Source organism: Bacillus sp. TSO22 (genome assembly GCF_020223595.1).
In the GTDB taxonomy this organism is placed as follows: Bacteria; Bacillota; Bacilli; order Bacillales; family Bacillaceae; genus Bacillus; species Bacillus inaquosorum.
In genome coordinates, this window is the sequence record NZ_JAHAWO010000002.1 from 18,669 (window position 1) to 41,109 (window position 22,441).

Sequence of the window (22,441 nt, forward strand, 5' to 3'; positions counted from 1 at the left end):
TTACCAAACGTATGCTAGAACTTCTCCACCAGCTTGTTTTGCACGGGCTTCTTTGTCCGTTAAAACACCTTGTGATGTAGAAATAATCGCGATTCCAAGACCGTTAAGTACGCGAGGTACTTCATTTGATTTAGCATAAACACGCAAACCAGGTTTGCTGATTCTTTTAAGACCAGTGATAACGCGCTCGTTGTTTTGTCCGTATTTCAAGAAAACGCGGATGATACCTTGTTTGCTGTCTTCTACGAACTCAACGTCACGAATGAAACCTTCACGCTTTAAAATTTCAGCAATTTCTCTTTTCAATTTAGAAGCAGGAATTTCAAGCTTCTCATGACGTACCATGTTTGCATTGCGAATACGAGTTAGCATATCTGCAATTGGATCTGTCATAACCATTATATAATTACCTCCTTCCCTTTCTTGGGGATTACCAGCTGGCTTTTTTCACGCCAGGAATTTGTCCTTTATATGCAAGCTCACGGAAACAAATACGGCAAAGTTTAAATTTACGAATGACTGAATGCGGACGTCCGCAGCGTTCACAGCGTGTGTACTCTTGTACTTTAAACTTTGGTGTACGTTGTTGTTTCGCAATCATAGACTTTTTAGCCACGATTTCGCCTCCCTTTCATTGATTATTTCTGGAACGGCATACCTACTTGAGTTAATAGCTCACGAGCTTCTTCGTCAGTATTAGCAGTTGTTACGATAACGATGTCCATTCCGCGAACCTTTGTTACTTTATCGTAGTCAATTTCAGGGAAGATTAACTGTTCTTTGATACCAAGTGTGTAGTTACCGCGACCGTCGAAAGATTTTTTAGAAACCCCGCGGAAGTCACGTACACGCGGTAAAGATACAGAAATAAGTTTATCAAGGAAATCATACATGCGCTCTCCGCGAAGAGTTACTTTCGCACCGATAGGCATTCCCTCACGAAGACGGAATCCAGCAATTGATTTCTTCGCACGAGTAACGACAGGTTTTTGACCTGCGATAAACGTTAATTCTTCAACAGCACTGTCGATTGCTTTCGCGTTTTGAACAGCGTCACCAACACCCATGTTGATTACGATTTTTTCGATTTTAGGCACTTGCATGACTGAATCATAGTTGAACTTAGTCATTAAAGCAGGTGCAATTTCTTTATTGTACTTTTCTTTAAGGCGGTTCATGAGATAGACCTCCCTTCCTTTTAATACTATTTATCTAGAACTTGCCCAGATTTTTTTGCAACACGAACTTTTTTGCCATCTTCCACTTTGTATCCTACGCGAGTCACTTCACCTGTTTTAGGATCGAGCGGCATAACGTTTGATACATGAATTGGCGCCTCTTGATTAGAAATACCGCCTTGAGGGTTAGCTTGAGTTGGTTTAGAGTGTTTCTTTACCATGTTAACACCTTCAACTAAAACGCGGTCCTTTTTAGGGAAAGCAGCAAGGATTGTTCCTTGTTTGCCTTTATCTTTACCAGAGATAACCATAACTTTATCGCCTTTTTTTACATGCATCCTGATCGCACCTCCTTGAGTAAGGCATTTATTTCATTAGATAACTTCTGGAGCTAGAGAAACAATTTTCATAAAGTTGTTTTCACGCAATTCACGAGCAACTGGTCCGAAGATACGAGTTCCGCGTGGGCTCTTGTCGTCACGGATGATAACACATGCATTCTCATCGAAGCTGATGTATGAACCGTCACTTCTGCGCGCTCCGCTTTTCGTGCGAACGATAACAGCTTTTACGACTTCACCTTTTTTGACAACGCCTCCTGGTGTTGCTTGTTTAACCGTGCAAACAATTACATCACCAATGTTAGCTGTTTTACGTCCAGAACCACCAAGAACTTTAATAGTAAGTACTTCACGTGCGCCAGAGTTGTCAGCTACTTTTAAACGAGTCTCTTGTTGAATCATTATTTGTTACCTCCCTTCGGAAAAAGAATTCCGAACTTTATTAGATAATAACAGCTTCTTCGACAACTTCAACTAGACGGAAACGCTTAGTTGCAGACAATGGACGAGTTTCCATGATCTTTACGATGTCACCGATTTTAGCTTGATTATTTTCATCATGTGCTTTGAATTTTTTTGAGTATTTTACGCGTTTACCGTAAAGTGTATGTTTTTTGTATGTTTCAACAACAACAGTGATGGTTTTATCCATTTTGTCAGAAACAACACGGCCTTGGTAAACTTTGCGTTGGTTACGTTCGCTCATGCTCACGACCTCCCCTCAGTGATTATTTATTAGCAGCAATTTCTCTTTCACGAATCACAGTTTTCATGCGCGCGATAGCTTTGCGCACTTCACGAATGCGAGCAGTATTTTCAAGTTGTCCTGTCGCTAATTGAAAGCGAAGATTGAAAAGTTCTTCTTTAAGAGACTTTACTTTTTGTTCAATTTCAGCAGTGGTAAGGTCACGAATTTCATTAGCTTTCATTTGATTCACCACCAATTTCTTCACGTTTTACGAACTTCGTTTTAATTGGCAATTTGTGAGATGCAAGACGAAGCGCTTCACGAGCAACCTCTTCAGACACACCAGAAATTTCAAATAAAACTTTGCCCGGTTTTACAACAGCTACCCAACCTTCTGGAGCCCCTTTACCGGATCCCATACGTACCTCAAGTGGTTTAGCAGTGTAAGGTTTAGAAGGGAAAATTTTGATCCAAACTTTACCGCCACGTTTCATGTAACGAGTCATCGCAATACGTGCAGCTTCGATTTGACGGTTAGTGATCCAAGAAGCTTCAAGAGCTTGGATACCGAACTCACCGAAATGTACTTCAGTACCGCCTTTCGCACGGCCACGCATTTTTCCGCGATGCTCTCTGCGATATTTAACGCGTTTTGGTAATAACATATTATTTTCCTCCTTCCTCAGTTTTCTTCTTAGTAGGAAGAACCTCTCCACGATAGATCCAGACTTTTACACCAAGCTTACCGTAAGTAGTATCAGCTTCTGATGTTGCATAGTCAATGTCCGCACGTAATGTGTGCAATGGAACAGTTCCTTCACTGTAGTATTCAGAACGAGCGATATCTGCACCGCCAAGACGACCAGAAACCATTGTTTTCACACCTTGTGCTCCAGCGCGCATAGTACGTTGGATTTGTTGTTTCTGTGCACGGCGGAAAGAAACACGGTTTTCTAATTGACGAGCGATGTTGTCAGCAACTAGCTGTGCATCAAGATCTGCTCTTTTGATTTCAAGAATGTTAATGTGTACACGCTTGCCAGTAAGGCTGTTAAGGGCTTTGCGAAGTGCTTCAACTTCAGAACCGCCTTTACCGATAACCATACCAGGCTTAGCTGTGTGGATCGTAATGTTAACGCGGTTTGCTGCACGCTCGATTTCTACTTTAGAAACAGAAGCGTCAGAAAGGCGTTTGCTAATGTATTCACGAATTTTTAAATCTTCGTGCAGGAAGTCAGCGTAATCTTTACCAGCGTACCACTTAGATTCCCAATCACGAATGACTCCGATACGAAGACCGACTGGATTTACCTTTTGACCCACTACTTATCCCTCCTTCTTTTCTGATACAACGATTGTAATGTGGCTCGTACGTTTGTTGATTTGGCTCGCACGTCCCATAGCACGTGGGCGGAATCTTTTTAACGTAGGGCCTTCGTCAACGAATGCTTGAGAAATAACCAGGTTGTTAGCGTCCATTTCATAGTTATGCTCAGCATTTGCAATAGCGGATTTTAATACTTTCTCGATAATTGGAGAAGCAGCTCTTGGTGTAAGGTTCAAGATTGATACTGCCTCACCTACTTGCTTGCCTCGAATCAGGTCCATTACTAGACGTGCTTTACGAGGAGCAATACGGACTGTTCTTGCAACAGCTTTAGCTTGCATTTAAAAGCCTCCTCTCTTAGCGTCTTGTTTTTTTGTCATCACTAGCATGACCTTTGTACGTACGAGTTGGAGCGAATTCACCCAACTTGTGCCCTACCATATCTTCAGAGATGAATACAGGCACGTGTTTACGTCCGTCATAGACTGCGATTGTGTGACCAATAAACTGTGGGAAAATAGTAGAACGACGAGACCAAGTTTTTACGACTTGTTTCTTGTCTGTTTCATTTAATTTCTCGATTTTTGTCATCAAGTGTCCATCGACAAATGGTCCTTTTTTCAAGCTGCGAGCCATTTTGGAACCTCCCTTCGTGATTGCACTACGGTCCGAAGTGAACCGTAGACAACCCCGTTATTTATTTTTACGACGACGTACGATAAATTTATCGGATTTGTTCTTTTTCTTACGAGTCTTGAATCCAAGAGTCGGTTTGCCCCATGGAGACATTGGTGATTTACGTCCGATTGGCGCACGTCCTTCACCACCACCGTGTGGGTGATCGTTAGGGTTCATTACAGAACCACGAACTGTAGGACGGATGCCTTTCCAGCGAGAACGTCCAGCTTTACCAATGTTGATAAGTTCGTGCTGTTCGTTACCTACTTGACCGATAGAAGCACGGCAAGCAGAAAGAATCATGCGAACTTCTCCAGAGTTAAGGCGTACAAGAACGTATTTACCTTCTTTACCAAGAACCTGAGCAGATGTACCAGCTGAACGTACGAGCTGTCCGCCTTTACCAGGTTTTAATTCAATGTTATGCACAACTGTACCAACAGGGATGTTGATAAGTGGAAGTGCATTACCTACTTTAATGTCAGCTTCAGGACCTGACATGATTTCAGTACCCACTTGAATTCCTTTAGGAGCAAGAATGTAACGTTTTTCTCCGTCTGCATAGTTGATTAGAGCGATGTTAGCTGAACGGTTTGGATCGTATTCAACTGTAGCAACGCGTCCAGGTATACCATCTTTATCGCGTTTGAAGTCGATAACACGGTATTGGCGTTTATGTCCGCCACCTTGGTGACGTACAGTCAATTTACCTTGGTTGTTACGTCCGCCTTTTTTGTGAAGGGGAGCAAGCAAGGATTTTTCCGGCTTGTCAGTCGTGATTTCAGCAAAATCTGAAGTTGTCATGCCACGACGTCCATTAGAGGTCGGTTTATACTTTTTAATCGCCATTTTGAATTTCCCTCCTTCTTTTTACAGATAATTAAGCTTCAAAAATTTCGATTTCTTTGCTGTCTGCAGTAAGTTTTACGATCGCTTTTCTGCGACGGCTAGTCATACCAGTGTAGCGTCCGACACGTTTTGATTTACCTTTGTAGTTCATGATGTTGACTTTGTCAACTTTCACACCAAAGATGCTTTCAACCGCGTCTTTCACTTCTGTTTTGTTAGCTCTTACATCAACTTCAAAAGTATATTTCTTTTCAGCCATTAAATCAGCAGAACGTTCAGTAATGACGGGGCGCTTTAGAACATCACGAGGATCTTTCATTATGCAAGCACCTCCTCTACTTTTTCAACCGCTGCTTTTGTAATCAGAAGCTTCTCGTGGTTGACAACGTCTAAAACGTTGATTCCGTTAGCTTCAACTACAGTAACTCCAGGAATGTTGCGAGCAGATAAAGCCACTGCTTCGTTAGCATCCGCAGTTACGATTAAAGCTTTTTTCTCAACAGATAACCCTTTAAGGATAGCTGCCATTTCTTTTGTTTTAGCCGTATCAAGAGTAAGATCTTCAAGAACGATGATATTGTTGTCGTTCACTTTAGAAGACAATACTGATTTGATTGCCAAGCGGCGAACTTTTTTAGGTAATTTATAAGAATAGCTGCGTGGTGTTGGGCCGAATACGACACCACCTCCGCGCCATTGCGGTGAACGGATAGAACCTTGACGGGCACGTCCAGTACCTTTTTGACGCCATGGTTTACGACCTCCGCCGCGTACTTCAGAACGATTTTTTACTTTATGAGATCCTTGACGTAAGGAAGCTCTTTGCATAAGAATAGCGTCGAATACAACACTCTCATTTGGTTCGATACCAAATACAGAAGCGTTTAATTCGATGTCACCAGCAGTAGAACCGTTTTGGTTGTATAATGCTACTTTTGGCATGATCAATTTCCTCCTTTCCTAAGAGAGTTATTTAGATTTAACAGCACTTTTAACAGTGATTAAAGATTTCTTCGCACCAGGTACGTTACCTTTGATCAAAAGAAGATTGCGTTCTGCATCAACTTTTACGATTTCAAGGTTTTGAACAGTGATTTGCTCTCCGCCCATACGTCCAGGTAACAATTTACCTTTGAATACACGGTTAGGATCTACAGGTCCCATTGAACCAGGACGACGGTGGTAGCGTGAACCGTGAGACATAGGTCCGCGAGATTGTCCGTGGCGCTTGATCGCACCTTGGAAACCTTTACCTTTAGATACTCCTGTTACATCTACGATTTCTCCAGCAGAGAAAATTTCAACCTTGACTTCCTGACCAACTTCATACGCATCCATTTCCACTCCGCGTAATTCTTTAACGAAGCGCTTAGGAGCAGTTTCCGCTTTTGCAACGTGCCCTTTTTCAGGTTTGTTAGAAAGCTTTTCACGCTTGTCGTCAAAACCAAGCTGGATTGCTTCATAACCGTCGTTTTCAGTTGATTTCTTTTGAAGAACAACGTTTGGAGCAGCCTCGATAACAGTTACCGGAATAAGATCACCATTTTCAGCGAATACTTGCGTCATACCAATTTTTCTTCCTAAGATTCCTTTGGTCATTCGTCACACCTCCTATTAAGATCATTCTATATTTTAGAATTAAAGTTTGATTTCGATATCGACACCAGATGGTAAGTCTAATCGCATGAGAGCATCAACAGTTTGTGGTGTTGGGTTCACAATATCGATTAAACGTTTATGTGTACGCATTTCAAATTGCTCACGAGAATCTTTGTATTTGTGCACCGCACGAAGGATTGTGTAAACTGATTTTTCAGTTGGTAACGGGATCGGACCAGATACGCTAGCACCAGAACGTTTTGCCGTTTCAACAATCTTCTCTGCAGATTGATCAAGGATTCTATGATCATATGCTTTCAAACGAATACGAATTTTTTGTTTTGCCATTATTTTCCCTCCTTTTCGCCTACATCAAGTTAGACAGTTCTCCGTGAGAAAAACCTGAACACCTTGCCATGGCAAAGCGGCCGGGTGTGTCAGCAACCTCTCACTTCATCGCAGTCAAAGACCAACATACACCATTATACAGAAAATAGACGTATGTTGCAAGACTTATTTAGAATATGCATGGTTTGCACACTTTTTTTATTATACAGGTGTTTTTCTTATTTATCAAGGATCTATCGTAAGTGATACAGTGCGTGGCTACTCAGTGTGCTTGCGAATAATGACGGCTCCTCGACATGCGGGCTGTGAGCCGAATTCTCAAATTGAACCCAGCGCTTTTCAGGTGCCTCAAGCTCTTGATAATACTGTTTTGATATTTCAGCAGGAACAATTAAATCATGTCTCCCCGAAATGAAAAAGCACGGTACTTTAATAGAAGGAACTGATTTGAATGCATTAAAATTGTACAACTCATCACTTAAATGTATTTTTGTGAATCGCTGTCCATTGAGGAATTTGTGCATGTTTTTTATTCCATACTCATTACCAGTAAGCATTTGAAATAATATAGCAAGGCTTTGACGACGATGGTGAGTAAATCCTCCCTTGCCCATCTCGACACAAAACCGATAGATGGTATGCTGGATATCCTTCTCCCAAGGCGGAGGGCCAATGAAGCGTATAAGCAAAGATACTATACTCATTCTCTTTGTATCAGACATTTCACGTAGATAATGATAAGCAGCTGATTCTTCATAGTGAGGGTTAACAACCTGGCTGATTCCATAATACGCATAAAACAAATCCGGATGCTGCTGCAGTACATGGAGTGCTAACAGTGAGCCCCAAGAATGGCCAGTAAGATATAGTTTTGTTTTTGAAAAATGGTCTAGGAGCCATTGAGTGACTTGAATTGCATCTTTAACAAAATGGCTGATTGTCATGGAGTGATGAGGAATTCGTTTTGAATAAGAAAGCCCGGATCCTCTTTGATCCCAATGTACTACTGTAAAACGCTGTTCAAGCTCTTTTTGATAATGCCTAACATATCCGCTTTGGGGGGTCCCCGGTCCGCCATGTAAAAAAAGCAGCAATGGATTTTTTACATCAGCCCCATTAATCATCAGCATTTGTTTTGTATTTTCAATGCTCAGTTCTTTCATGATTGCGATTGATCTCTTTTCAGGAATCATAAAAATTAGCCCCTCAGATATGATAGGTCTTATTATACAAGAAAAAGATAAGTAAACAAAAAAACGAGACCCACAGGGGGTCTCGTTTATCATCATACTATTACTCAGTGATTGTAGAAACAACGCCTGAACCAACAGTACGTCCGCCTTCACGAATAGAGAAACGAGTTCCTTCTTCGATAGCGATTGTAGAGATAAGTTCAACGTTCATTTCAGTGTTATCTCCAGGCATAACCATTTCTACGCCTTCTGGAAGATGGATGATACCAGTTACGTCAGTTGTACGGAAGTAGAACTGAGGACGGTAGTTAGAGAAGAATGGAGTATGACGTCCACCCTCTTCTTTAGAAAGAACGTAAACTTCAGCTTTGAATTTGCTGTGTGGAGTGATTGTACCTGGTTTAGCAAGTACTTGACCACGTTGGATTTCTTCACGAGATACACCGCGAAGAAGGGCACCAATGTTGTCACCAGCTTCAGCATAATCAAGAAGCTTACGGAACATTTCAACACCTGTAACAGTTGTTTTCTTGTTCTCTTCTTGAAGACCGATGATTTCAACTTCGTCACCGACTTTAACTTGTCCGCGTTCTACACGGCCAGTTGCTACTGTACCACGACCAGTGATTGAGAATACATCCTCAACTGGCATCATGAATGGTTTTTCAGTGTCACGTTCTGGAGTTGGGATGTACTCATCAACCGCATCCATAAGTTCGAAGATTTTCGCTTCGTACTCAGCGTCACCTTCAAGAGCTTTAAGAGCAGAACCTTTGATTACTGGTACATCATCACCAGGGAAGTCGTATTCGCTAAGAAGATCGCGAACTTCCATTTCAACTAGTTCAAGAAGCTCTTCGTCGTCTACCATGTCGCATTTGTTTAGGAATACAACGATGTATGGTACACCAACGTTTTTAGAAAGAAGGATGTGCTCACGAGTTTGTGGCATTGGGCCATCAGCAGCAGATACTACAAGGATAGCTCCGTCCATTTGCGCAGCACCAGTGATCATGTTTTTAACATAGTCAGCGTGTCCTGGGCAGTCAACGTGTGCATAGTGACGAGTTTCAGTTTCGTACTCAACGTGTGCAGTAGAGATTGTAATACCGCGCTCACGTTCTTCTGGAGCACCATCAATTTGATCGTACGCCATAGCTGTACCTTTACCAGATTTCTTATGAAGTACTGTTGTGATAGCAGCAGTTAAAGTTGTTTTACCATGGTCAACGTGTCCAATTGTACCGATATTGGCATGTGATTTGGAACGGTCGAATTTTTCTTTAGCCATTCTAAAATCCTCCTTAAGAGCTTTTAATTAGTAATGTATAGAGTGATAGGAAGTGAAAGAAAGCTTTCACTTCCTCATCTTACAATAGTAGTTATACTTGAGTTAAGCGGCAAAATCAATTATTCGCCTTTATTTTTTTTGATAATTTCTTCTGCAATGCTCTTCGGCACTTCTTCGTAGTGATCCATGTGCATAGTAAACGTACCGCGACCTTGCGTATTAGAACGAAGTGCAGTAGCGTAACCGAACATTTCAGCAAGAGGAACCATAGCGCGAACAACTTGAGCGTTACCGCGTGCTTCCATACCTTCTACGCGTCCGCGACGTGAAGTAACATCACCCATGATATCTCCCATGTATTCTTCTGGAATAACCACTTCTACTTTCATGATTGGTTCAAGAAGAACTGGGTTACATTTGCTGACTGCATTTTTCAATGCCATAGAAGCAGCAATTTTAAATGCCATTTCGTTTGAGTCAACATCATGGTAAGAACCATCGAAAAGTTTTGCTTTAATGTCGATAAGCGGGAAGCCTGCTAGTACACCATTTTCAAGTGAATCTTCCAGACCTGCTTGAACAGCTGGGATGTATTCACGAGGAACTACCCCACCGACAATCGCATTTTCAAATTCAAAGCCAGCGCCTTCTTCGTTTGGTTCGAATTCGATCCAAACGTGTCCGAACTGACCGCGTCCACCAGACTGACGTACGAATTTACCTTCAACTTTTGCACCGGAACGGAATGTTTCACGGTACGCAACCTGAGGAGCACCAACGTTGGCTTCTACTTTAAATTCGCGTTTCATACGGTCAACAATGATATCAAGGTGAAGTTCACCCATACCAGAGATGATCGTTTGGCCAGTTTCTGGGTTTGTTTGAGTACGGAATGTAGGATCTTCTTCAGCAAGTTTCGCTAAAGCGATACCCATTTTATCTTGGTCGGCTTTTGATTTAGGCTCAATAGCAACGTCGATAACTGGTTCTGGGAATTCCATTGATTCGAGGATAACAAGATCCTTCTCATCACAAAGAGTATCTCCAGTAGTCGTATCTTTTAGACCTACAGCAGCTGCGATATCGCCTGCGTATACAGTAGAGATTTCTTCACGGCTGTTAGCGTGCATTTGAAGGATACGTCCAACACGCTCACGTTTGCCTTTAGTAGAGTTTTTCACGTATGAACCGGAATCAAGTGTTCCAGAGTAAACACGGAAGAACGTCAACTTACCAACGTAAGGGTCAGTCATAACTTTAAATGCTAATGCAGAGAATGGCTCATCATCAGAAGAATGGCGCTCAATCTCTTCATTTGTATCAGGACGTACACCTTTGATTGCAGCAACGTCAGTTGGTGCAGGAAGGTAGTCAAGAACAGCATCAAGTACTAGTTGAACACCTTTGTTTTTGAAGGCAGAACCAACAAGAACAGGGTAGAATTCAACATTTAATGTACCTTTACGGATACCTGCTTTTAACTCGTCAATAGTGATTTCTTCACCCTCAAGGTATTTGTCCATAAGCTCTTCATCAAGCTCACATACAGCTTCAATGAGGCTGTTGCGAAGCTCTTCAGCTTGCTCTTTGTACTCTTCAGGGATTTCTTTCGCATCAGAGCGAGTTCCGAGGTCATCTTCGTAGAAATACGCAACGTTTTCTACAAGATCGATGATACCTTCGAAGTTATCTTCAGCACCGATCGGCAATTGAATTGCATGAGCGTTTGCTTGAAGACGGTCTCTTAAAGTTCCTACAGAGTAAAGGAAGTCTGCACCGATTTTGTCCATTTTGTTAACAAAAACGATACGCGGTACTCCGTAAGTTGTTGCCTGACGCCAAACAGTTTCTGTTTGAGGCTCAACGCCTGATTGCGCGTCAAGTACAGCAACAGCACCATCAAGTACACGAAGAGAACGTTCAACTTCAACTGTGAAGTCTACGTGTCCTGGAGTATCGATGATGTTTACGCGGTATCCTTTCCACTGTGCAGTTGTCGCAGCGGAAGTGATTGTGATACCACGTTCTTGTTCCTGCTCCATCCAGTCCATTTGTGAAGCTCCTTCGTGAGTTTCACCAATTTTGTGGATACGACCAGTATAGAACAAGATACGTTCTGTAGTAGTCGTTTTACCGGCATCAATGTGAGCCATGATTCCGATATTACGAGTATTTTCTAAGGAGAACTCTCTTGCCATTGGGTAATTTCTCCTTCCTTATTAGGAAATTGTGTTTTTTAGTATATAAATCCTACCAACGATAGTGAGCAAATGCTTTGTTTGCTTCAGCCATCTTATGAGTATCTTCACGTTTCTTAACAGCAGCACCAGTGTTGTTAGCTGCGTCAAGGATTTCGTTAGCTAAACGCTCTTCCATCGTTTTTTCTCCGCGAAGACGCGCGTAGTTAACTAACCAGCGAAGTCCAAGAGTCGTACGACGTTCAGGACGAACTTCTACAGGAACTTGGTAGTTCGCACCACCTACACGGCGTGCTTTTACTTCAAGTACAGGCATGATGTTTTTCAATGCTTGTTCGAAAACCTCCATTGCATCATTGCCAGTACGTTCTTTAATGATATCGAATGACTTGTATAGGATTGTTTGAGACTTACCTTTTTTACCATCGATCATCATTTTGTTGATTAGACGAGATACAAGCTTAGAGTTGTAAATCGGATCAGGTAAAACGTCTCTTTTTGCTACAGGACCTTTACGTGGCATCTGAATATCCTCCCTTCATCAATTATGCGTATTTTCGTTTATTATTTTGCTTTAGGTTTTTTCGTACCGTATTTAGAACGGCCTTGTGCACGGTTTTCAACTCCAGCAGTGTCAAGCGCACCACGAACGATGTGGTAACGTACCCCTGGTAAGTCTTTTACACGTCCGCCGCGGATAAGTACAACACTGTGCTCTTGCAGGTTGTGACCGATACCAGGAATGTAAGCAGTAACCTCGATTCCGTTAGTTAAACGAACACGAGCATATTTACGAAGTGCTGAGTTCGGTTTTTTCGGTGTCATTGTACCAACACGAGTACATACCCCGCGTTTTTGTGGAGAAGATACATTAGTGTGCTCTTTTTTAAAGCTGTTGTATCCTTTGTTAAGTGCAGGAGACTTTGAGTTTTCTACTTTACTCACGCGTCCTTTGCGAATTAGCTGATTAATTGTAGGCATGATTTTTTCCTCCCTTCGTTACGTTTTATAACCCACATACCCAGGTGGTTCATCAAAAGGCAAAAAACAATGTCTTTACATAAGATGAATCTTACGCAAAAACAAAAGTACGTTATAAAATAATGGCAACAGCGGCTGCTCCTACCTCAATTCCGCAGGCTTTGCCGAGCTTTTTCATGGATTCAACCATTAAGACAGAGATACCTTGATCTTCCGCAAGTGAAACAACACTTGACGTGAGGATCGGATCTGCGTCTTTTGCAACGACTACTTCCTTTACTGAACCTCGTTTTAGAGCTTTCACTGTTTGCTTCGTACCAATAATAATTGATTTGGCCTGTGATACTTTATCATAAGACATAAACATATCCTCCAAAGTAACAGGTTTATTTCGAGCACCTTGGTTATATTATCATTCTAGGAGACGAATGTCAACAAGGTATGACATTTTTTAGTTTCGTACTTCTCATAGAGTGATTTTTTATTAAAAATATCTGCTGAAAGACTGTTTTGGCAGTCTTTCAGCAGCTTTAAATCAGTTATTCAACCGGAACCATGTCTTCAGTCGGCTGAACATTTGAAACTGGTTTTACTTTACGGTATTTCATCATACCTGTACCAGCCGGAACAAGCTTACCGATGATAACATTCTCTTTCAAGCCAAGAAGCTCGTCACGCTTACCTTTGATCGCTGCGTCTGTAAGGACACGTGTTGTTTCCTGGAAGGAAGCAGCAGATAAGAATGAATCAGTTTCAAGAGATGCTTTTGTAATACCGAGTAAGACAGGACGGCCTGTAGCAGGACGATTGCCTTCAAGCAACACCTTTTTGTTCGCTTCAGTAAATTGGTGAATATCAAGCAATGTACCTGGAAGGACATCAGTGTCACCAGCGTCAATCACGCGGACTTTGCGAAGCATCTGGCGAACCATTACTTCTACGTGTTTATCTCCGATTTCAACACCCTGCATACGGTAAACCTTTTGAACCTCATGGAGAAGATACTCTTGAACAGTTGTCAGGTCAGTCACTTTAAGAAGCTCTTTCGGATCGATTGAACCTTCTGTCAGTACTTGGCCTCGAGTAATTTTATCTCCTTCCGCTACTTTCAGGCGGGAGTTATAAGGTGCCGTATAAGAACGTGTTTCCACTGCGCCTTGAACCACAATTTCCTGTTGCTTATCACGAACTTCATTGATCTCAACTATTGTACCGTCGATTTCTGTAATTGTTGCCTGACCTTTCGGATTACGCGCTTCGAAAAGCTCTTGGATACGCGGAAGACCCTGTGTGATATCGTCTCCGGCAACCCCGCCTGTATGGAATGTACGCATTGTTAACTGTGTACCAGGCTCACCGATTGATTGGGCAGCAATGATACCGACCGCTTCACCGACTTCAACATCGGAGCCAGTTGCAAGATTTCGGCCATAGCATCGTTTACATACACCATGAGGCGTATTACATGTGAAGGCAGAACGGATCCACACTTCTTCAATGCCGGCTTCTACAATCTCCAGTGCTTTATCTTCATCGATCAGTTCGTTTTCATTTACAAGCACTTCACCTGTTTCAGGGTGCTTCACTTGTTTTCGTGCAAAACGGCCGATTAAGCGTTCTTCTAAGCGCTCAATGGTTTCAGTTCCTTCTTTAAGTGGCTTAGCAAGGATGCCTCGGTCAGTTCCGCAATCAGTTTCACGGATGATAACATCCTGCGCAACGTCAACGAGACGGCGTGTAAGGTAACCTGAGTCAGCAGTTTTAAGGGCGGTATCGGCAAGACCTTTACGCGCACCGTGAGTGGAGATAAAGTACTCCAATACTGTCAGACCTTCACGGAAACTTGATTTGATCGGTAATTCAATGATACGTCCAGCCGGGTTGGCCATCAGGCCGCGCATTCCGGCAAGCTGCGTAAAGTTAGACGCGTTACCACGGGCACCAGAGTCACTCATCATGTAGATCGGGTTGAGCTCATCAAGTGATTTCATCAGTTTGCCTTGGATAACGTCTTTTGCAGCACTCCAGATAGAGATAACTCTCTCATAGCGTTCTTCTTCTGTGATTAGACCACGTCGGAATTGCTTCATGACGTTATCAACTTTGCTTTGCGCTTCCTCAAGAATTTCTTGTTTATCATCGAGTACGACGATGTCAGAAACCCCAACTGTAATACCAGCTTTTGTTGAATATTTGAAACCTAGGTTTTTCATGCGGTCAAGCATTTTAGACGTTTCCGTGATATGGAATCGTTTAAAGATTTCCGCGATGATTTTACCCAGAATACCTTTTTTAAACGGTGCATTGATTGGCTGCTGTTCAATGACAGCTTTAACATCAGCACCTTTTTCTAAGAAGAAACGGTCAGGTGTTTTCTCTTCAATGTTGCTCTTCGTTGGCTCATTCATGTAAGGGAATGATTCCGGAAGAATTTCATTGAAGACAAGCTTACCGACAGTTGTAATTAACAATTTTGAGCGCTGTTCTTCGGTAAATGTCACATTCTTAAGGGAGTTAGCTGCAACAGCTACTCTCGTATGAAGGTGAACATATCCGTTTTGATAAGCAAGAAGCGCTTCGTCTGTATTCTTGAAGACCATACCTTCACCGACAGCACCGGCACGCTCAAGTGTCAGGTAATAGTTACCCAGTACCATATCCTGAGACGGTGTTACAACCGGTTTACCATCTTTAGGGTTCAAGATGTTTTGAGCAGCAAGCATCAAGATGCGTGCTTCAGCTTGTGCTTCAGCAGATAATGGTACGTGAACCGCCATTTGGTCACCGTCAAAATCAGCGTTATAAGCTGTACATACGAGCGGGTGAAGGCGGATTGCGCGTCCTTCAACAAGCGTTGGTTCAAACGCCTGAATACCTAATCTGTGAAGTGTAGGGGCACGGTTCAGAAGTACCGGATGCTCCTTAATAACTGATTCCAGTACATCCCATACTTCAGGCTGTACGCGCTCAATTTTACGTTTCGCACTCTTAATGTTGTGAGCAAGACCTTTTTCAACAAGTTCTTTCATAACGAAAGGTTTGAAAAGCTCAAGCGCCATTTCCTTCGGTAAACCGCATTGGTACATTTTCAAATGAGGACCAACAACGATTACAGAACGTCCGGAGTAATCGACACGTTTACCAAGAAGGTTTTGACGGAAGCGGCCTTGCTTCCCTTTCAGCATGTGAGAAAGAGATTTTAACGGTCTGTTACCAGGACCCGTTACAGGACGTCCGCGGCGGCCGTTGTCAATTAGGGCATCGACAGCCTCTTGAAGCATACGTTTTTCGTTTTGAACGATAATGCTAGGCGCACCAAGGTCCAAAAGGCGTTTCAAACGATTGTTACGGTTGATGACACGACGATAAAGGTCGTTCAAATCAGAAGTCGCAAAACGTCCGCCATCTAGCTGAACCATCGGTCTAAGCTCAGGAGGAATAACAGGAAGCACATCAAGGATCATCCAAGATGGCTTGTTTCCTGAGTTACGGAAGGCTTCTAAAACTTCAAGGCGTTTGATCGCACGAGTACGGCGCTGTCCTTGTGATGTTTTCAGCTCTTCTTTTAACATATCAACTTCTTTTACAAGATCGATATCTTGAAGAAGTTTGTGAATCGCTTCTGCACCCATTGATGCTTGGAATTTATTACCGTATTTATCGAGATAAGCACGGTATTCTTTCTCAGACAGAAGCTGTTTCTTTTCAAGCGGTGTGTTTGCAGGATCAGTTACAACGTAAGAAGCAAAGTAAATGACTTCTTCTAAAGCACGAGGTGACATATCCAGCACAAGACCCATACGGCTTGGAATACCTTTGAAATACCAAATGTGGGAAACTGGGGCAGCCAGTTCAATGTGCCCCATTCTCTCACGACGGACTTTAGCCCGTGTTACTTCGACTCCGCAGCGGTCACAAACTACGCCTTTATAACGAACTCGCTTGTACTTCCCGCAATGACATTCCCAGTCCTTAGTCGGTCCGAAAATGCGTTCGCAGAATAGACCGTCCTTTTCAGGTTTTAACGTACGATAGTTTATCGTTTCAGGCTTTTTCACTTCACCAAAAGACCATGAACGGATTTTATCCGGTGAAGCAAGACCGATGTTCATATACTCAAAATTGTTCACATCTAGCAAGGGGCCTACCTCCCTTTTTATCTTCGGATTAACCGATGTCACTTGCCTTTATAACTAGAGATTATTCTTTTGTTACTACATCGCGTTCAACGTCTGCAGATGCTGTTTCTTCCGGCTCTTCATCACCTGATAATGCCAGACCGTCAGCTTGTTTCGCATCTTCTTCGTCTTCTAAATCTCTCATTTCTATTTCTTCTTCATCACCGGAAAGGATTTTGACATCCATACCTAAGCTTTGAAGTTCTTTGATCAATACTTTGAATGATTCCGGAACACCTGGTTCTGGAACGTTGTCGCCTTTAACGATGGCTTCATATGTTTTCACACGTCCAACCACGTCATCAGACTTAACAGTCAGAATTTCTTGAAGAGTGTAAGCCGCACCGTAAGCTTCAAGTGCCCAAACCTCCATCTCACCGAAACGCTGTCCGCCAAATTGCGCTTTACCGCCAAGAGGCTGCTGCGTAACAAGTGAGTAAGGACCTGTAGAGCGTGCATGAAGTTTATCGTCAACCATGTGAGCCAGTTTAATCATGTACATGATACCGACAGATACGCGGTTATCAAACGGCTCTCCAGTACGTCCGTCGTAAAGCACCGTTTTGGCGTCACGAGACATGCCGGCTTCTTCAAGTGTTTCCCAAACATCCTCTTCACGCGCTCCGTCAAATACAGGAGATGCAATGTGGATGCCAAGGTAACGAGCGGCCATACCCATATGAAGCTCCAATACCTGCCCGATGTTCATACGTGATGGTACGCCCAGCGGGTTAAGCATGATGTCAATTGGTGTGCCGTCAGGAAGGTAAGGCATATCCTCTTCAGGAAGAATCTTAGAGATAACACCTTTGTTACCGTGACGACCGGCCATTTTATCCCCTTCAGAAATCTTACGTTTCTGAACGATATATACGCGTACTAACTGGTTAACACCCGGAGGAAGTTCGTCTCCATCTTCACGGTTGAAGACTTTAACGTCGTGGATAATTCCGCCGCCGCCGTGAGGCACACGAAGAGAAGTATCACGAACCTCGCGGGCTTTTTCACCAAAGATGGCGTGAAGCAGGCGTTCTTCAGCAGTCAGTTCAGTTACACCTTTAGGCGTTACTTTACCAACAAGAAGATCTCCGTCTTTTACTTCCGCCCCAATACGGATGATTCCGCGGTCATCAAGATTGCGAAGCGCATCTTCACCGACGTTTGGAATATCGCGAGTGATTTCTTCAGGTCCAAGTTTCGTATCACGTGCTTCTGATTCGTATTCTTCAATGTGGATAGATGTATAAACATCATCCTTCACAAGGCGTTCACTCATGATGATGGCATCCTCATAGTTGTAGCCATCCCATGTCATGAAGCCGACCATTACGTTACGGCCAAGTGCAAGTTCACCAAGCTCCATAGAAGGACCGTCAGCAAGGATTTCTCCTTTTACCACTTCATCGCCGACACTTACGATCGGACGCTGGTTGTAGCACGTACCTTGGTTAGAGCGGACAAATTTCAGCAGGCTGTATTTATCCAGGTTTCCTTTTACTTTTTGACCGTCTACTTCTTCATAACGGCGAACCCAGACATTTTTCGCTTCTACGCGTTCAACGATACCAGGGTGTTTACAAATAACAGCGGCACCAGAGTCTTTACCTGATACGTATTCCATACCAGTACCAACGAATGGTGCTTCCGGCTGCATCAAAGGCACAGCCTGACGCTGCATGTTCGCTCCCATGAGGGCACGGTTGGAGTCATCGTTTTCTAGGAACGGGATACATGCTGTCGCAGCAGAAACAACCTGCTTAGGCGATACATCCATGTAGTCCACACGGTTTCTGGAAACGACGGTGTTCTCCCCGCGGAAACGGGCTACGATGCTGTCATCAATAAATCCGCCTTCGTCATCAAGACGAGCGTTCGCTTGAGCGACAACATAGTTATCCTCTTCATCAGCAGTTAAGTAATCGATTCTGCCAGTTACCTTCCCTGTTTCAGGGTCAACACGGCGATATGGCGTCTCGATAAAACCAAAACGGTTTACTTTTGCATAAGATGAAAGTGAGTTGATCAAACCGATGTTCGGGCCCTCAGGCGTTTCAATCGGACACATACGGCCATAGTGGGAGTAGTGAACGTCACGCACTTCCATTCCGGCACGCTCACGTGTTAATCCGCCCGGTCCTAATGCTGACAGACGGCGCTTATGCGTTAATTCAGCAAGCGGGTTCGTCTGATCCATGAATTGAGAAAGCTGAGAGCTTCCAAAGAACTCTTTAATGGACGCAATAACAGGACGAATATTGATCAGCTGCTGAGGTGTAATTGTATTCGTATCTTGAATTGACATTCTCTCACGAACCACACGCTCCATACGGCTTAAACCGATACGGAATTGGTTCTGGAGAAGCTCACCTACAGAACGTAAACGGCGGTTTCCAAGATGATCGATATCATCTGTGTCGCCTACTCCGTGCAGCAGGTTGAAGAAGTAGCTGATAGAAGAAATAATATCAGCAGGTGTAATGTTTTTGATCTCTTCTTCAATGTAAGCATTGCCGATTACATTAATAACCTGTTCTCCTTCTTGATCAGTCGGAGCAAAGATTTTAATTGATTGAAGAGTTACTTCATCTTCAACAACGCCGCCATTCGGATACAGCTTTCTGAAACCGATTCCGTTTTCTAAGTATGGCAGTACTTTATCAAGTGTTCTTCTATCAAGAATCTGACCTTTTTCAGCCAGGATTTCTCCTGTTTCAGGGTCAACAAGCGTTTCAGCAAGTCTCTGATTAAAGAGGCGATTCTTAATATGAAGTTTTTTATTAATTTTATAGCGTCCTACATTGGCAAGATCGTATCGTTTCGGATCAAAGAAACGAGAATCAAGCAAGCTTTTCGCATTTTCTACTGTAGGCGGCTCTCCAGGACGGAGACGCTCGTAAATTTCAAGCAGCGCTTTGTCACTGTTTTCTGTGTTATCTTTATCAAGCGTATTTCGCAGGTATTCGTTCTCTCCTATGAGATCAAGAATCTCTTGATCGGAGCCGAAGCCGAGAGCACGCAAAAGAACCGTAACCGGCAACTTACGTGTGCGATCAATGCGGACATAAACAACATCTTTCGCATCAGTTTCGTATTCTAACCATGCGCCACGGTTTGGAATGACAGTTGCGGTAAAACCTTTTTTACCGTTTTTGTCTACTTTACCACTGAAATATACACTTGGAGACCGAACAAGCTGGGAAACGATAACGCGTTCCGCACCGTTAATGATAAAAGTACCTGTATCTGTCATAATAGGGAAATCACCCATGAAGACATCTTGGTCTTTTACCTCTCCAGTTTCTTTGTTAATTAAACGAACCTTCACTCTTAGCGGAGCTGAGTAAGTCACATCACGTTCTTTTGATTCCTCTACAGGATATTTAGGCTCACCTAAACTATAATCAATGAACTCAAGAGAGAGGTTACCAGTGAAATCCTCAATTGGTGATATGTCTTGAAACATCTCTCTAAGACCCTCATCAAGAAACCACTGATAAGAAGAGGTTTGAATTTCAATGAGATTTGGTAATTCTAACACTTCGCTAATGCGAGCATAGCTTCTGCGCTGGCGGTGTCGTCCATACTGAACTAGTTGACCTGTCAACTGATTCACCCCTCAAATCATGCGTATTATATGTGTAATAAGCATCTCTTCCAAAGAAAGAAATACTTTTACAAGACAAAAGAAAAAAGGGTTTCTAATTAAGAAAACCACATCCAAAAACAAATACCGATTTTATTAGCATTTCCATACTTGTATAATTTATACATAGATATTGACAATTCATCATATCAAGCAAAATATATACATTGGCATTTTATAATATTAACATAGCTAAAATACCGAGTCAAACTTTTTTTGCTTTTATGATATAATAGCCTTTCTTTTTTTGAACGACAGAAACTTCATCGAACAGTTCCTCGAGCTTTTCAATGGCAGAAGGCGCGCCTTGCTTTTTCTGTATGACGATCCACAACTCACCTGAAGCTTTTAAGTGTTCAGCGCTTTTCTCAAAGATAGCATGGACAACTTTTTTTCCGGCTCGGATTGGGGGATTTGTAAGAATAGAAGCATATGTTTGAGCAGAATCAACGTTCGAAAACAAATCACTCTGATAAATCTTAACGTTTGTTACTCCGTTTCGTTCTGCATTTTCATTTGATAGCTCTACAGCTCTCTCATTAACGTCAATCATGTGGATGGTCCGGTCTTTAAAGTCGCTGGCCAGCGATAGACCTATCGGGCCATACCCGCAGCCTACATCAAGAAAGCTGCCCTCAACTTCAGGCTCTTTAAAAGAATCAATCAGCAGACGGGAGCCAAAATCAACTTCCTTTTTAGAAAAAACCCCTCTGTCGCTGGTAAACGTGAAATCTTTATTACGAAGCCTAAAAGACCAGGTTTGCTTGTTGCTTTTTACTGAAGGTTTTTCTGAATAATAATGCTCACTCATACTCGGAACCTCCTTTTTTCATGGCTTAAAGAATGGCAAAGAAAAAGCCCGCCTCATAAAAGCGAGCTTCCCCTACAGGTAAGTGAAGATTACTTAACTTCTACAGAAGCGCCAACTTCTTCAAGTTTAGCTTTAAGCTCTTCAGCTTCTTCTTTAGCAATACCTTCTTTAAGTGGTTTTGGAGTGTTGTCAACAAGTTCTTTAGCTTCTTTCAAGCCAAGACCAGTGATTTCACGTACAACTTTGATAACTTTGATTTTTTGAGAACCTGCACCAGCAAGGATAAGGTCGAATTCGCTTTGCTCTTCAGCAGCTCCGCCTGCAGCAGCTCCGCCAGCTACAGCTACAGGAGCAGCAGCAGTTACGCCAAATTCTTCTTCGATTGCTTTTACTAGGTCGTTCAATTCAAGTACAGTTGCTTCTTTAACGGAAGCAATGATTTCTTCGATATTTAAAGCCATTTGTAATTCCTCCATTTTGTTTTAATTTATGAAAAACTGATTAGATTAAGCGCCTTGTTCTTCCTTTTGTTCTGCCACAGCTTTTGCAGCAAGAGCAAAGTTGCGAACTGGAGCTTGAAGTACGCTAAGCAACATAGAAAGCAAGCCTTCGCGTGATGGAAGTTCAGCAAGAGCTTTCACTTCTTCAACAGTAGAAACTTTACCTTCGATAACGCCAGCTTTGATTTCAAGAGCTTCGTGATTTTTAGCGAACTCATTAAGAACTTTAGCCGGAGCGACAACATCTTCAGTGCTGAATGCGATCGCGTTCGGTCCAGTTAAGAAATCATTCAAACCATTAAGCTCAGCTTGTTCAACCGCACGGCGAGTCATCGTATTTTTGTAAACTTTGAACTCAACGTTAGCTTCGCGAAGCTGTTTACGAAGTTCTGTTACTTCAGAAACGTTAAGTCCGCGATAGTCAACGATGATCGTTGATTTACTTTCTTTCAGTTTAGAAGCAATTTCTTCAACAACAACTTTTTTTGTTTCAATTGCGCTGCTCATGGTTACACCTCCTGTAGATTCTTGTGTAACACTTATACCGTTAGGTGATCACGACTGAGACGACGGATTCCATATAAAAAGCCTCCATGAGACATGGAGGCTGTATATACAAGCATACGTAACGTAATAGC

At 42.7% G+C, this 22,441-nt stretch carries 27 protein-coding genes and 1 other annotated feature (1 of these 28 running past the window's edge); all 27 genes read right to left on the minus strand.

Features of this window, described 5'->3' with window-relative positions:
* Positions 1-399: a 30S ribosomal protein S8 gene (gene rpsH, locus KHQ79_RS04410; RefSeq protein WP_003241998.1), complete on the minus strand. Its 399-nt coding sequence runs from the start codon at positions 397-399 to the stop codon at positions 1-3.
* A gap of 31 nt (positions 400-430) precedes the next feature.
* Positions 431-616: a 30S ribosomal protein S14 gene (rpsN, locus tag KHQ79_RS04415; RefSeq protein WP_003156488.1), complete on the minus strand. Its 186-nt coding sequence runs from the start codon at positions 614-616 to the stop codon at positions 431-433.
* A 22-nt stretch (positions 617-638) separates the two neighbouring features.
* On the minus strand, positions 639-1,178 hold the full coding sequence (gene rplE, locus KHQ79_RS04420; protein ID WP_003225809.1) for a 50S ribosomal protein L5: 540 nt from the start codon (positions 1,176-1,178) through the stop codon (positions 639-641).
* A gap of 26 nt (positions 1,179-1,204) precedes the next feature.
* Positions 1,205-1,516 carry a 50S ribosomal protein L24 gene (gene rplX / locus KHQ79_RS04425; protein WP_003156486.1) on the minus strand — a complete coding sequence of 104 codons (312 nt, stop codon included), beginning with the start codon at positions 1,514-1,516 and terminating at the stop codon, positions 1,205-1,207.
* Positions 1,517-1,552: 36 nt separating this feature from the next.
* A complete protein-coding gene (gene rplN / locus KHQ79_RS04430) occupies positions 1,553-1,921 on the minus strand; it encodes a 50S ribosomal protein L14 (RefSeq protein WP_003225805.1) in 369 nt (122 codons plus the stop codon).
* Positions 1,922-1,961: 40 nt separating this feature from the next.
* Entirely contained in the window at positions 1,962-2,225 is a 264-nt protein-coding gene (gene rpsQ / locus KHQ79_RS04435) for a 30S ribosomal protein S17 (protein WP_003225804.1), read from the minus strand.
* Positions 2,226-2,247: 22 nt separating this feature from the next.
* A complete protein-coding gene (gene rpmC / locus KHQ79_RS04440; protein ID WP_003156482.1) occupies positions 2,248-2,448 on the minus strand; it encodes a 50S ribosomal protein L29 in 201 nt (66 codons plus the stop codon).
* Positions 2,438-2,872, minus strand: coding sequence for a 50S ribosomal protein L16 (gene rplP, locus KHQ79_RS04445; protein ID WP_003225801.1), 435 nt, complete (start codon positions 2,870-2,872; stop codon positions 2,438-2,440). Before rplP ends, rpmC begins: the two co-directional genes overlap by 11 nt.
* Position 2,873: 1 nt before the next feature.
* Positions 2,874-3,530 (minus strand): 30S ribosomal protein S3, encoded by a 657-nt coding sequence (rpsC, locus tag KHQ79_RS04450; protein WP_003242001.1) that lies wholly within the window; start codon positions 3,528-3,530, stop codon positions 2,874-2,876.
* A 3-nt stretch (positions 3,531-3,533) separates the two neighbouring features.
* Positions 3,534-3,875: a 50S ribosomal protein L22 gene (gene rplV / locus KHQ79_RS04455; RefSeq protein ID WP_003156475.1), complete on the minus strand. Its 342-nt coding sequence runs from the start codon at positions 3,873-3,875 to the stop codon at positions 3,534-3,536.
* A 16-nt stretch (positions 3,876-3,891) separates the two neighbouring features.
* Complete coding sequence (gene rpsS / locus KHQ79_RS04460; RefSeq protein ID WP_003156472.1) at positions 3,892-4,170, minus strand: 30S ribosomal protein S19; 279 nt, start codon at positions 4,168-4,170, stop codon at positions 3,892-3,894.
* Positions 4,171-4,227: 57 nt separating this feature from the next.
* The gene (gene rplB / locus KHQ79_RS04465) at positions 4,228-5,061 is read right to left on the minus strand and encodes a 50S ribosomal protein L2 (RefSeq protein ID WP_003225795.1); all 834 of its coding nucleotides are present in this window, start codon (positions 5,059-5,061) and stop codon (positions 4,228-4,230) included.
* Between the two features lie 31 nt (positions 5,062-5,092).
* Positions 5,093-5,380, minus strand: coding sequence for a 50S ribosomal protein L23 (rplW, locus tag KHQ79_RS04470; protein WP_003225793.1), 288 nt, complete (start codon positions 5,378-5,380; stop codon positions 5,093-5,095).
* The gene (gene rplD, locus KHQ79_RS04475) at positions 5,380-6,003 is read right to left on the minus strand and encodes a 50S ribosomal protein L4 (protein ID WP_003242004.1); all 624 of its coding nucleotides are present in this window, start codon (positions 6,001-6,003) and stop codon (positions 5,380-5,382) included. Before rplD ends, rplW begins: the two co-directional genes overlap by 1 nt.
* 27 nt (positions 6,004-6,030) lie before the next feature.
* Positions 6,031-6,660 carry a 50S ribosomal protein L3 gene (rplC, locus tag KHQ79_RS04480; RefSeq protein WP_003225791.1) on the minus strand — a complete coding sequence of 210 codons (630 nt, stop codon included), beginning with the start codon at positions 6,658-6,660 and terminating at the stop codon, positions 6,031-6,033.
* 39 nt (positions 6,661-6,699) lie between these two features.
* Complete coding sequence (rpsJ, locus tag KHQ79_RS04485; protein WP_003156464.1) at positions 6,700-7,008, minus strand: 30S ribosomal protein S10; 309 nt, start codon at positions 7,006-7,008, stop codon at positions 6,700-6,702.
* 233 nt (positions 7,009-7,241) lie between these two features.
* A complete protein-coding gene (locus KHQ79_RS04490; protein ID WP_225514275.1) occupies positions 7,242-8,201 on the minus strand; it encodes an alpha/beta fold hydrolase in 960 nt (319 codons plus the stop codon).
* A gap of 100 nt (positions 8,202-8,301) precedes the next feature.
* Positions 8,302-9,492 (minus strand): elongation factor Tu, encoded by a 1,191-nt coding sequence (gene tuf, locus KHQ79_RS04495; RefSeq protein WP_003242008.1) that lies wholly within the window; start codon positions 9,490-9,492, stop codon positions 8,302-8,304.
* A gap of 119 nt (positions 9,493-9,611) precedes the next feature.
* Positions 9,612-11,690 (minus strand): elongation factor G, encoded by a 2,079-nt coding sequence (fusA, locus tag KHQ79_RS04500; protein ID WP_019257279.1) that lies wholly within the window; start codon positions 11,688-11,690, stop codon positions 9,612-9,614.
* A 52-nt stretch (positions 11,691-11,742) separates the two neighbouring features.
* Positions 11,743-12,213: a 30S ribosomal protein S7 gene (gene rpsG, locus KHQ79_RS04505; protein WP_003225784.1), complete on the minus strand. Its 471-nt coding sequence runs from the start codon at positions 12,211-12,213 to the stop codon at positions 11,743-11,745.
* Positions 12,214-12,254: 41 nt separating this feature from the next.
* Positions 12,255-12,671, minus strand: a complete 417-nt coding sequence (gene rpsL / locus KHQ79_RS04510) for a 30S ribosomal protein S12 (protein WP_003225781.1) — start codon at positions 12,669-12,671, stop codon at positions 12,255-12,257.
* Positions 12,672-12,783: 112 nt separating this feature from the next.
* Positions 12,784-13,032 carry a 50S ribosomal protein L7ae-like protein gene (locus KHQ79_RS04515; protein WP_003242012.1) on the minus strand — a complete coding sequence of 83 codons (249 nt, stop codon included), beginning with the start codon at positions 13,030-13,032 and terminating at the stop codon, positions 12,784-12,786.
* A 178-nt stretch (positions 13,033-13,210) separates the two neighbouring features.
* A complete protein-coding gene (gene rpoC, locus KHQ79_RS04520) occupies positions 13,211-16,810 on the minus strand; it encodes a DNA-directed RNA polymerase subunit beta' (protein ID WP_225514272.1) in 3,600 nt (1,199 codons plus the stop codon).
* Positions 16,811-16,871: 61 nt separating this feature from the next.
* Complete coding sequence (gene rpoB / locus KHQ79_RS04525; RefSeq protein ID WP_032732364.1) at positions 16,872-20,453, minus strand: DNA-directed RNA polymerase subunit beta; 3,582 nt, start codon at positions 20,451-20,453, stop codon at positions 16,872-16,874.
* Positions 20,454-20,697: 244 nt separating this feature from the next.
* A complete protein-coding gene (locus tag KHQ79_RS04530) occupies positions 20,698-21,303 on the minus strand; it encodes a class I SAM-dependent methyltransferase (protein ID WP_225514273.1) in 606 nt (201 codons plus the stop codon).
* Positions 21,304-21,392: 89 nt separating this feature from the next.
* A complete protein-coding gene (rplL, locus tag KHQ79_RS04535; protein ID WP_003156436.1) occupies positions 21,393-21,764 on the minus strand; it encodes a 50S ribosomal protein L7/L12 in 372 nt (123 codons plus the stop codon).
* Between the two features lie 45 nt (positions 21,765-21,809).
* A complete protein-coding gene (gene rplJ / locus KHQ79_RS04540; RefSeq protein WP_003242020.1) occupies positions 21,810-22,310 on the minus strand; it encodes a 50S ribosomal protein L10 in 501 nt (166 codons plus the stop codon).
* A gap of 65 nt (positions 22,311-22,375) precedes the next feature.
* Positions 22,376-22,441: a sequence feature (ribosomal protein L10 leader region), on the minus strand (it continues 75 nt past the right edge of the window).